The following is an 11,572-nucleotide window of genomic DNA, read 5'->3' on the forward strand; positions in this document are numbered from 1 at the left end:
CCCCAAGTTACGGTGATGAACCCCGATTGTAGCAGCTTCAACTTTTCTTTTCAATAAACAAAAAAACTGCTTCACTAAGAAGTAGCTCATGGATATTATGATGGGTTCATCGGTAACCGACTAAGGTCATAATACAAACTAAGCGCCTTTATCACTTTACGCTCCAATTATTAAAGTTAACTTATAGACGAGGGATTACAATTTGATTTTACTATAAAGATCTTTCACTTTTTTATTACACCCTCTGTTAATAACGACAAAAAAGCATTGTGGGGCATCACAATGCTTTTTGCATTATACAAACGGTAAATGTGTTAGGTTTGTGGCACGAGGGGCGATTTGACCTCGCTGGTAGGCGGTAGAGCTTAAATCGGCGTAGTGAATTGTTGCGGGTAGGCGTGTTTTGTTTAGGCAATGAATGTGCATAAAGCTTAGTTTATAAATATCTTCTACCACTGTTGCCATAGGTAGTACGCCTTCTACTTGTACTATTTTAATAGGTTGCGCCATGCCGATGCGTTCATTTGGCGATGTAGCGCACAGTAAGGCTTCATTATCTCGTACATAATAGCGCCCTTCTTGTGTTACAAACTTGTTTTGCCCTGCATCATAACTTGCCATGCGACGGTTAGGTTTTTTGGTGACGTTAATAATATCGAAGGCAATATTTTTAGGCGCTAACACTTCTTGTAGCACGGCAGTATTTTCAAACCAACGCCCATCTCGGTGAATCGTAATATGGGTGGGCAAGCTTTGCATCACTTGTTGGTAGGCAAATAGCGTATCATGCAAAATTTCACGCAGTTTATCATCGGTAAATTTTTCGCCTGGTAACGCACCTGCCATGGCAGATTGTTTAATTAATTGTCCGTTTGGTCCTACGATATTCATAATACCTGCTGTACTGACGCCATTTTCGTGACTGACATCGAGCCCAATAAAACAATCGGAGACGGTGCGGTTAGCTAACACCCATGGTTGTACCCCGCCCTTTACATACATGCCAAGCAACACATTATATAAAGTATAAGAAATATCCCAATCTGCCATCAGCGAGCGTACTACTTGTTCGCATTGTTGCTTGTCATTATAGTCAAACTCTTGCAAATTACGGTTTAATAGTAGCGCTTTAAATTTTTGCAGGACTTTGTCTGTCACAATTTGTGAGGTGATGTCCCACTTTCCACCAAATTGGCGTTTAAATTTATCATAAATGCCTGTATCCAATTGTTTTTGGCTAATCATCGCTAGTACGGCGCTCTGTTGATAGTTTTGTTCTAGTGCTAAAATCGACCAATCAAAGTTTTGGAAAAATTCTAGTGTAAAGTCGCCTTTAGCTGGGCGAAACACTAGTGTTACACCGTGAAATTTTGCCATCGTTTGCAAAGTAATAGCAAAACGATAGGCTAGTGTCTTATCAATCGGTAAGGTTTCGTCAAAAATAATAGTATAGACTATCTCCCCGCCTTTATATACTTGCCCCTTTTTAGTGCTTGTGCAGGCTTTTGAAACGCACGTGTTGTGTAAATCGACTGCGACTTTAATTCGTGCGTGGTATAGCCGTTTGCGGTAATTAAAAATGGGTTTTTAACAATTGCAAATAACGGTACTTTCTGCAAAATATCAAGCACCCATCGCAGCTGTTTTTTCATTCGTTCATCTGGTGCTTGTTTTATATAGTTGCCTACTTCTTTTGCTTGCTTCCCTCGTAAACTCGCAAAATCACACACTTCTCGCACTAAAGAAGCTGCATAAAAAAGCTCCTTACCATTTGCGTTAAGTTTAACGACCGCTGTTGAGGGGTTTAGGCTTGCCGCAACTTTTGGATTTTTATTTTTGTAGTAGTCATAGATGGAGCTGTTCATCTCTGGTAGCGTATCCATCACTGTATAAGGCGTATACGCTGAAAATTCATATATATAGGTTGCTTTTTGATCGTGATGCGCAACACTTGTGCCAGGCGCAATTGGTTCGTTGTGGTTAATTTTATCTTGCAGCGTTTTTTTATAGGCAAAATTATGTGTTGTCGCAAAGCCAATATGAATGCGGTCGTGCTTTACGGTGATATGAAAACTGAGCATAGGGTAGATGATTACACCTTGAATGTCCTTGCTGTCATTTATTTGGAGCTTGCCCCTCACCCGCTTCAGTTGTAAGTTTTGCCCAGTCACAAGCAATGTTTCTTTAATAAGGCGGGCGAGTAAATCGCATTCAAAAGAGTTTGTCGGGTCAATCGCTCGCTCATTATGTATAGGTTGTTGCTGCCCAAAGTTAGTAAGTGGTGTGAATGTTGCGATGACGTTTTCTTTATAGACGATGATGTCCGTACTATTGCGATTTTTTAATTCTACTCGGAGTTTTGCCCCCCACTCATATCGCTTTTGTTGATCAGCTACTGGAAATGTATACATATGGATAGGTAATTGCGAAGCGTTTTGCTGTAAAGTCGCTTCTGTAATATAGTGTTTCAACTTTTTTCATCTCCTTTTCGATTCCCTTATATTTTTCATATAAGTGTATACATAATTCTATCATTAATTTCGGAATAGTCAAACAATAATTGTTATTAAAAAACTATGCTATACTACAACTGTCGCTACTCCTTTAAAGAGAGCGTGGATTGAAATATATATGTGTAAACATACAAAGAGAGAGTAGCACTTGTTTTAGGACAAGCGCTACTCTCTTTTGTTATAAGGCTTTTGTTTTATAGTTTTGCAACGCTACGCCATACAGTATGAGGCTACTGCTAATTGTGACCACAATAGCTGGTAGCAAAGTGCTTGTAGCCCCAGCAAGGCGTTCGTTAACCGCCAGTAAATGTACAGGGTTGTAGTAACTTGGGTAGAGTGCTTGGATAAGCAGTAAGCTACTAAAGACAGCAAAGCCTGTAATGAATGCACTGACGCTATAGCAAATTGTCCATAAGCCCAGTAAATAAATTCGCCTCCAGTTGGTGTTGTAATGCAGGTAACCAATCATATTGAATGTTACGCTACTTTCAGCTACCAAAATCAACTGCTAGGCACCTTGTGCGCACATTTCGCCAAGTTATCTGCATAGAAACATACTTGTGCGCACGTTTCATCAAGTTACCTGCATAGAAACATACTTGTGCGCACGTTTCACCACTTTATACGCATAGAAGCGAGCAGTTTTTCCATAATACACGCTGCTTTACGCATAAACCCATTTCCTAATCGGGGGAAATGGGTTTTAGCATGTGAAGGTTTCATTTTTTGATATGCAAAAAATCTAGTGCGTACGTTTGGTGATGTTACCTGCATAGAAACGAAATTGTGCGCACGTTTTGCCAAGTTACCTGCATAGAAACATACTTGTGCGCACGTTTCACCAAGTTACCTGCATAGAAACATACTTGTGCGCACGTTTCACCAAGTTATCTGCATAGAAACGAAATTGTGCGCACGTTTCACCAAGTTACCTGCATAGAAACGAAATTGTGCGCACGTTTCACCAAGTTACCTGCATAGAAACACACTTGTGCGCACATTTCATCAAGTTACCCGCATAGCGGCAGCAAAAAGCCCCTTCTCTAAGTGAGAAGGGGCTGTTAGTTAGTAGCAAAGCGCTTTGGCTTGTGCGAGTTGGGCGGCAACTTGTGTAAAGCCTGTGCCACCAAGTGAGTTGCGTCGACTAACGGCTGCAGTTGGCGCTAGCACGTCGTATACGTCGGCTTCGATTAAGGCGCTCTCCTTTTGCATATCCGCAAGTGGTAAGTCGAGTAAATAGTAGCCGCGCTGAATGCACGTAAATACAAGTTTACCTGTTACCTCATGTGCCTCACGGAATGGCATGCCTTTTGTTGCAAGGTAATCGGCAAGTTCCGTCGCATTCGAGAAGTCACTATGCACCGCTTCGTGCAGTCGCTTCGTGTTTACCGTCATCGTACGCACCATGCCCTCAAAGATTTTAAGTGCGCCTACAATCGTATGCACCGTATCAAACATGCCCTCTTTATCTTCCTGCATATCTTTGTTATATGTTAGCGGTGTACCTTTTAGGACCGTTAGTAAGCCCATTAGATTACCGTACACGCGCCCTGTTTTACCACGGATTAACTCTGCCATATCAGGGTTTTTCTTTTGTGGCATGATGGATGAGCCTGTCGAAAAGGCATCGTCTAGCTCGATAAATTTAAACTCATCCGTTGACCATAAAATGATTTCTTCGGCAAAGCGTGATAAGTGTGCCATAACGAGTGAGCTATTGCTTAAAAACTCTACGATAAAGTCGCGGTCACTTACCGCATCCATTGAGTTAGCGTACACACTGCTAAAGCCAAGTAACGCTGCGCTTAGTTCGCGGTCAATGGGGAAGGTTGTACCTGCCATTGCCCCTGCGCCAAGCGGCGAAATATCAATACGTTTTAGTGACTCCGTAAAGCGTGCTTTGTCACGCTCAAGCATCCAAAAGTACGTCAGTAAGTGATGTGCAAATGAAATGGGCTGCGCACGTTGCAAGTGCGTATAGCCTGGCGCAATCGTTTCGACATGTTGCTCAGCTTGCGCTACAATCGTTTGTTGGAAGGCTGTTAGTAGCTCGATAATTTCGGTTACGCGATTTTTTAAAAATAAATGCATATCTGTTGCGACCTGATCATTACGGCTACGCCCTGTGTGGAGCTTGCCGCCGACTGGTCCGATTTCGTCAATCAGCATTTTTTCGAGATTTAAATGAATGTCTTCATTCGCCACCTCGAATACAAGCTCACCTTTTACTGCCTTATCCTGTAATGTCGCAAGCCCTGCTAAAATCGCAGTTACGTCAGCCTGCGGTAAAATACCGCACTTGCCAAGCATTGTGACATGCGCCACGCTGCCTGTAATATCCTCTAGTACGAGTTGTTGGTCAAAGCCGATAGATGCCCCAAACTCGTCCACCCAGCTTTCGGCTGATTTTTGAAAACGACCGCCCCATAATTTTGTCATTGCACGTCTCTCCTTACTTATTTACTGATGAGTTTACTACTGTTGGTAAGCCCCATAGCTCAATGAAGCCAACCGCCGAATCATGGTTAAACATATCTTCACGTGAGTACGTAGCGAGTTTTTCATTGTAAAGTGAATTTGGTGATTTACGTCCTTCTACAATGGCATGCCCTTTAAATAATTTAACGCGCACTGTACCGTTCACATACTGCTGTGTATCTTTTAAGAACGCTTGTAGGGAGTTGCGTAGTGGTGAGAACCATAAACCATCATAAATTAATTCCGTTAGTTTTTTCTCGATTACTGGTTTAAAGTGTGCCAGCTCTTTTACTAATGTAATGTCTTCAAGCTCTTTATGCGCCGTTAACAATACTTTTGCGCCTGGGATTTCGTATACTTCACGCGATTTAATACCAACTAAACGGTTTTCGACGTGATCAATACGACCAATGCCGTGCTTACCTGCAACTTCGTTTAAGGTTTGGATTAAGTCAGCTAATTTCATTGCCTCGCCGTTTAACATAATTGGCGTACCATTTTTAAACTCGATTTCTACGACTTCTACCGTATCTGGTGTTTTTTCTAATGGGTTTGTTAGGCCGTATGCTTCTTCAGGTGGTGCTACCCAAGGGTCTTCCATAATACCCGCTTCGTTGGCACGTCCCCATAAGTTTTGGTCAATTGAGAATGGTGAGTCTTTTGTTGCTGGCACTGGCACATTATGTTCAAGCGCGTATTCGATTTCTTCGTCGCGGCTCCATGCCCAGTCACGTACTGGTGCAAGCACCTCTAAGTCAGGGTTTAGTGCTTTAATCGAAACCTCAAAACGCACTTGGTCATTACCTTTACCTGTGCAGCCATGTGCGACAGCTTGTGCGCCTGTTTGATTGGCAATCTCTACTAATTTTTTAGAAATCAGTGGACGAGATAGCGCTGATACTAATGGGTACTTTTGCTCGTACCATGTATGTGCTTGTAATGAAATGAGTGCGTAGTTTTCGGCAAACTCATCTTTTGCATCTACCATATATGATTCAACTGCACCAACTTGCAGTGCTTTGTTTTTAATAAACTCAAGGTCTTTACCTTCACCAACGTCAAGGCATACTGCAATTACGTCCCAACCTTGTCCTTTTAAATAAGGAATTGCTACTGATGTGTCTAATCCGCCTGAATAGGCAAGTACTACTTTTTTTGTCATATTGTTTCCGCCTCCGTTGTTTTCGTTGTTCGTATCTTATCACGGTATAAAAATGAGCGCAAGTGTATTTTTATAAAAATATTTAACTTTTTTTATGAGCCAAACATTGAGGATACGCTGTTTCTCGCGTATGCATAAATATGCTTTATTATGCGTATGATATACTATGACTAAAAAAACAAGGAGCGAAACAAAATGTTTATTGATTTATCTATCCCACTAACAAACGACATGACAGTGTATGAGGGTGACCCTGCCGTTACCATTACCAAAGTGCATAACTATGCTACGCATACATGGGAGCTGCGCCAATTAACGCTCGGCTCGCATACAGGTACGCATGTGGATGCACCTTCTCATATGCATAAAGGGGCTAAAACATTAAGTGACTTACCTATCGAACGTTTTTGCGGTGTTGCACAAATTGTAAAACCGCATGAGCTATTCCCATGCGGCTGTGGCTTGTTTTTTATCGAAGCGGCTGATATTACGTTACTGCCAAGGTTACTCGCAGCTCACCCGCGCTTTGTTGGTGGCGCGATTAGCGAGATGTTAGAGCGTGCTTTGCTTGCGGAAGGGATTATTACCTATACCGATTTAATTAATCTAGAGAAAGTCGGTAGTGCACCGTTTATGTTTTACGGCTTTCCGTTAGCGATTGCGGATGGCGACGGCTCACCTGTGCGTGCAGTCGCTCATGTTACAGCGCTCACTAAATAATTATCTACGCAAAAGGCAATGCTTAGCGCCTTTTTGCCTGTCACAAAGTCTACGGTCATTTGGTCGCCTTTAATCGCAAGTATGGTCCCTTCGCCTAATGTTTCGTGCACAAGGGTTGCGCCTTCTTTAAACAGCTCATTTTTATGCTGGCGCACATAGCGCTGTGCAGGCGTTACCTGGCGCGCAGGCTCTTTTGTTGTCACTTGTTTAATAAAACCTGATGGGCTATGCCCGTACGAATATAAATACAAGCGCTGTTTAGCACGCGTCATCGCCACATAAAATAAGCGGTAGGCTTCGTCTAATGCGGCACGATCACCTTTATCAAACGCTTTACGCTCTTGCATCGTTGGCACTTGCCCCTCTTGTAAATCAATCATAATGACTGTTTCGAACTCAAGCCCTTTGGATGAGTGGAAGGTAGACAGGGTGACAGCATCGCTCCCCTGTGCATCTTTTGAAGCGCGAATGGTTGCTGCGAGGTCGTCAAGTGTTTGGTAAAAGTCAACAAGGGTTGTGGCAGACGCGGCAATGAGCTGAATGGTCGATAAAATACGTAACGACGCCTCCTCATTTAGGCCCATAAACTCGATATAATTGTGCAGTTGTTGCTCATAGCCTAGCTCATACAATACCGTATCAATTGCCGCGCTTGGCGTTTTGTCTTGCAAAGTAGGAAAGATGCGCTCGCATTTTTCGAAGAAGGTAATTTGGTACGGCTTCATTTGTGGCAACGTACGCAAGGCTTGCCACAGGTTCATATCCTCGTCGCAGTTGCGTAAATTATCGTAATCTTTTTTGCGTAAATAGCCTTTAAAGCGTGTACCTAACGCTTCTAACACATGCATTTGTTTAACTTTTGTCACATAAGCAAGGCGTAAATAATTACGTAAATCTTGCATAATAAAGTGCGTAAAGAAACGCATATGCACATCCTTTACATAAAACGGGATGCCGCGCTGCGCTAATAAGTGAGCTACCGCAATGCTTGAAGCATTATTACGGTACAACACGGCTACGTCGCGGTAACTTTGCGCTTCTTCAATTACTTTTACGGTTTGTGCGAGCTGGCGCGCATGGGTGCTGTGATTGGTAATCGTGAGCTTGTCGCCACGCTTAGCATCGGTTACCATTTGCTTATCAAAACGCTCTGACACATGCGTAATAAAGGCATTAGCCGCCTGTACAATCGTTTGAGTTGAGCGGTAATTATGCGTCATCTTTTGCACAATGCCACCAGGGTACTTTTTGCTAAAGTCAAATAAGTTGCTGATGTCGCTCCCGCGGAAGCTATAAATCGTTTGATCATCGTCCGCTACCATATAAATATTTTGGTGTTGCTCCGCTAAAATTTGTACGATGCGGTGCTGTACTTCGGATGTATCTTGCGCTTCGTCCATTAAAATAAACGCATAGCGCGATTGAAATTCGTCGCGAATGGCGTTGTCTTCTTCGAGTAGGGCGAGTGCCTCGCTCAACATATCCTCGTAATCAATATAGCGCACGTCGCCGTTTTTCTTATATGCCTCGTAGGCTTCGTATACTTTTTCGGCTTGCTTAATAATTTCGACATCGCGTTGTTGCTCTAACTGACGCGGTGTAATACATAAGTTTTTGACAAGGGTGTGGTAGGACTCTAATGACTCTTTAATATCCTCCGTCGCAAACTCGCCCGTCACATCTTTATACGTGCGCGCTAGCCATTTGCCTTTGTCATCTACTAACTCAAAAGCCAATCCCTCGCGCTGCATATACGTCCTAAAAATACGGTACGCTAACGCGTGAATCGTCGAAAACTGTACACGCTGTGGCAAATGCGGAAACATCCGCGCAAAGCGTGCCTGCATTTCGCTCGCCGCTGCCTTACTAAAGGTTACCGCTAAAATTTGTTGCGGGGCGAGTGCTTTTTTTTCGATTAAATAGCCAATTTTGGCGATAGTTGTTGTCGTTTTGCCTGTACCTGGGGCCGCAAGTAAAAGGAGCGGCTCTCCGTAATGCTCACAGGCGATGCGTTGCTGTTCATTTAATGTGATAATTGTGCTTCACCTCTTACAGTAGTATAACAAAAAGAAGAAACCGCCGAGAGGGCGATTTCTTCACTTCGTATTGTTATAAAATTTGTTGTTGCCACTGCTGTAGCATATCCTGTGCTTTGGCAATTTCGATTTGCAGCGGCTTTTGTTCAGGGCGCAGACGTTTGCGTGCGGCATGAAGGGCTTCTTCTGCGCTTACGCTATAATTTAAGTTTTTGGTCATGGTGAGTAATTGCATAAAAATATAATGCTGTATGACATAATAACGCGCATTTAAAGGGTCTAGTGCAATGGCTTGCTCGATTAAACGTAGCGCAAGGAGCGGATGGCCGTTACCTCGTTGCACAGTTTGAGCAAAATGCCCCCAGTAAAGTGCTTGATTAGGGTTAAGACGAAGTGCTTCGGCATGTTGCGCAAATGCCTTGTCATACGCTTTAGTCACCCCAAAATACGTTGCCATTAAAAAATAGGCTTCTGCTTGTAGCGCGTCGTCACCTTGCTGTAAGGCTTCGACGGTTTCGCCAAATGCGTTAGCATCTTGTGTTGCGATAAGTTGGTAAAACGGGGCAAGCACTTTGTACTGCTCTGCGCCGTCCTCCGTAAATTGCTGTACTTTAGCATTAGCTACCGGCAAGTCAAGGTAGCCTAGCCCTACTAGTAAATTATAATGATTTTGCATAGCAATTGTTGCTGTGCCTGCCTTTACTGCCTGTTGCAATGCCTCAAATCCTGCTGCCATTTGCCCACTCGCAAATAATGCCTCCATTTGCTCCATACAATCCCCTCCTGTATTAGCTAATCCTATGCCAAAATATCGCTAATGACAAGCGCGATTAATGCACCAATCGCTAGCCACTTGGCCGCTTCGTCAATACGCTTTGACCACTTGCGTGTGACACGTATACCGATTTTTGTAGGCAGCGGGTATAATACACGCACGCGCCCCGTAATCATATCGCAAGCAATATGCGCTAGTAGCCCTGCTGTTACGCCATACGTTAGCGTATCAATCGCCACAAAGGTATGTAACAAAAATGCCACTACCCCTACAAATAACAGGGAATGCGTAATCGTACGATGCCCAAAGGTGTGCTTTAGCCACTTGGATAAAAACGGCACGCAGCGTCCTAGCTTAGCGTTTGGCTCATCAATATCTGGTACTAAACCCGCAAAGCCGCCAACTACCGCGCCTGCTACACTATTTGTTGCCACATAGCCCGCAAGTACGCCCGTTACAAAATGTGACTCCCAGCCCATACTACGTAACCTCCTACATCAAAAAAGCCGAATGGACACTAGCCCATTCGACCCGTTGCTTCTATTATATACGAAAACACGTTCTACTCAATGTTTTTTTGCCTACTGGCGTAGAAAGCCCGCGCGACCAAGTAAGCTTGCGCCAATGCCTACAAGTGCCACGCCCGCAATGCGGTTGAGCAATAGCTGTGAGCGCCCGCGCTTAAACCAATGTTGCACGCGGTAAATCAATTGTAAAAATACCGTATACCAAATGCATACGAGCACAATAAATAAGCTACCTAACAGGAGTGATTTAAGCATAACGCGGTCACCTGTATGGATAAACTGCGGCACAAAGGTTAAATAAAACAGCAGCACTTTTGGGTTAAATACGGTACTCATTAACCCTTCCGCAAAGCATTGGCGGTCCCCTTTCAGCTTACGTGTCGTCACGACTTCATAGTCTATTGGTTGCTTGGCAAGGAGTGAGCGGATGCCCAGGTAAATTAAATAGCCTGCACCTAACCATTTAATGACTTCAAATAGCGCTTGCGATTTGGCAATAATAAGCGATACGCCAAGCACGAGCGCACCGACATGTAAAAACTGCCCCACCACAATGCCATAAAAGGTTGCGTAGCCTTTGCTCATGCCCTGACTAAGTGCATTGTTTAACACTAAAATAAAATCTGGCCCTGGCGACAAAATAATGACAAGTGCCACACCAATAAAAATTAAATATTCTTCCATAGCCTACCCTCTTACTTTTGTAATTTTCAAATTAGTATAACGGAGCTTTTGGCTTTTGCCTAGATGCTTTATACTATTTAATAAGGAGGTCTTATAATGAAGAAAAAATTACTCGCGGGATTAGGTGCCATGACGGCATTGCACGTATATTTCGACCGTCTAGTTAAAGGTGGTCAACACAATAGCGCGCACGGAGAGTTTGAGTATGCCATCGTCCTTGGCGCAAAGGTCAATGCAGGCGGCGTGCCGTCCAATGCGTTAAAAAATCGCTTAGACGTTGCGCTCGACTACGCGACAAAATATCCGCACGTTACGCTCGTTGTTACAGGTGGGCAAGGTGCGGATGAAGATGCCACGGAAGCCTCGGTTATGCTTGCGTATTTAACGGAGCGCGGCTTAGACAGCTCACGTATTATCGTCGAAGATCAATCGACATCTACGTACGAAAACATTACCAATAGCCTTAAGCGCATGCCTGAGGTAACAGGTGTTACTATTATTACGAGTGACTACCACTGCGCGCGTGCTAAACTCATTGCGCGTCGCCTTGGTTTAGCGGTCAACGCACTACCTGCTGACACACCAAAAAGCATCCGCTTTAAGGTCATTCAACGCGAGCGTGTATTGCTTGCTAAAACAGCGATTATAGGTAAATAACCGATTGCCCCCTACCATAT

At 43.7% G+C, this 11,572-nt stretch carries 11 protein-coding genes; 2 read left to right on the plus strand and 9 right to left on the minus strand.

Going from position 1 to position 11,572, the window contains the following annotated elements:
* Window positions 1-294: 294 nt before the first annotated feature.
* The 5 genes from CH76_RS12370 to CH76_RS12390 all read right to left on the minus strand — a co-directional run bounded on the left by CH76_RS12370 (window position 295) and on the right by CH76_RS12390 (window position 6,153).
* Window positions 295-1,377, minus strand: a complete 1,083-nt coding sequence (locus CH76_RS12370; RefSeq protein WP_081892706.1) for a Piwi domain-containing protein — start codon at window positions 1,375-1,377, stop codon at window positions 295-297.
* A 77-nt stretch (window positions 1,378-1,454) separates the two neighbouring features.
* Window positions 1,455-2,471, minus strand: a complete 1,017-nt coding sequence (locus CH76_RS12375) for a hypothetical protein (RefSeq protein ID WP_036146869.1) — start codon at window positions 2,469-2,471, stop codon at window positions 1,455-1,457.
* Window positions 2,472-2,691: 220 nt separating this feature from the next.
* Complete coding sequence (locus CH76_RS12380) at window positions 2,692-3,018, minus strand: hypothetical protein (RefSeq protein WP_036146872.1); 327 nt, start codon at window positions 3,016-3,018, stop codon at window positions 2,692-2,694.
* Between the two features lie 560 nt (window positions 3,019-3,578).
* Window positions 3,579-4,952 carry an argininosuccinate lyase gene (argH, locus tag CH76_RS12385; protein ID WP_036146874.1) on the minus strand — a complete coding sequence of 458 codons (1,374 nt, stop codon included), beginning with the start codon at window positions 4,950-4,952 and terminating at the stop codon, window positions 3,579-3,581.
* Between the two features lie 13 nt (window positions 4,953-4,965).
* A complete protein-coding gene (locus tag CH76_RS12390) occupies window positions 4,966-6,153 on the minus strand; it encodes an argininosuccinate synthase (RefSeq protein ID WP_036146877.1) in 1,188 nt (395 codons plus the stop codon).
* Between the two features lie 195 nt (window positions 6,154-6,348).
* On the opposite strand from CH76_RS12390, the gene CH76_RS12395 reads away from it, so the two are divergent.
* Entirely contained in the window at window positions 6,349-6,873 is a 525-nt protein-coding gene (locus tag CH76_RS12395) for a cyclase family protein (protein WP_036146879.1), read from the plus strand.
* Here CH76_RS12395 and CH76_RS12400 read toward each other — a convergent pair.
* The 4 genes from CH76_RS12400 to CH76_RS12415 form a co-directional block, all read right to left on the minus strand.
* The gene (locus tag CH76_RS12400) at window positions 6,849-8,909 is read right to left on the minus strand and encodes an ATP-dependent helicase (RefSeq protein WP_369792395.1); all 2,061 of its coding nucleotides are present in this window, start codon (window positions 8,907-8,909) and stop codon (window positions 6,849-6,851) included. The two genes, CH76_RS12395 and CH76_RS12400, sit on opposite strands and share 25 nt — an antisense overlap.
* Window positions 8,910-8,982: 73 nt before the next feature.
* Window positions 8,983-9,681, minus strand: coding sequence for a hypothetical protein (locus tag CH76_RS12405; protein ID WP_036146882.1), 699 nt, complete (start codon window positions 9,679-9,681; stop codon window positions 8,983-8,985).
* A 26-nt stretch (window positions 9,682-9,707) separates the two neighbouring features.
* Window positions 9,708-10,163, minus strand: a complete 456-nt coding sequence (locus tag CH76_RS12410) for a metal-dependent hydrolase (protein WP_036146883.1) — start codon at window positions 10,161-10,163, stop codon at window positions 9,708-9,710.
* A 102-nt stretch (window positions 10,164-10,265) separates the two neighbouring features.
* A complete protein-coding gene (locus tag CH76_RS12415; RefSeq protein ID WP_036146886.1) occupies window positions 10,266-10,895 on the minus strand; it encodes a LysE family translocator in 630 nt (209 codons plus the stop codon).
* Window positions 10,896-10,991: 96 nt separating this feature from the next.
* Between CH76_RS12415 and CH76_RS12420 the strand changes: the two genes are divergently transcribed.
* Window positions 10,992-11,552, plus strand: a complete 561-nt coding sequence (locus CH76_RS12420) for a YdcF family protein (protein ID WP_036146888.1) — start codon at window positions 10,992-10,994, stop codon at window positions 11,550-11,552.
* Window positions 11,553-11,572 lie beyond the last annotated feature (20 nt).

It is taken from the genome of Lysinibacillus sp. BF-4 (assembly GCF_000743635.1).
Classification (GTDB): domain Bacteria; phylum Bacillota; class Bacilli; order Bacillales_A; family Planococcaceae; genus Metalysinibacillus; species Metalysinibacillus saudimassiliensis.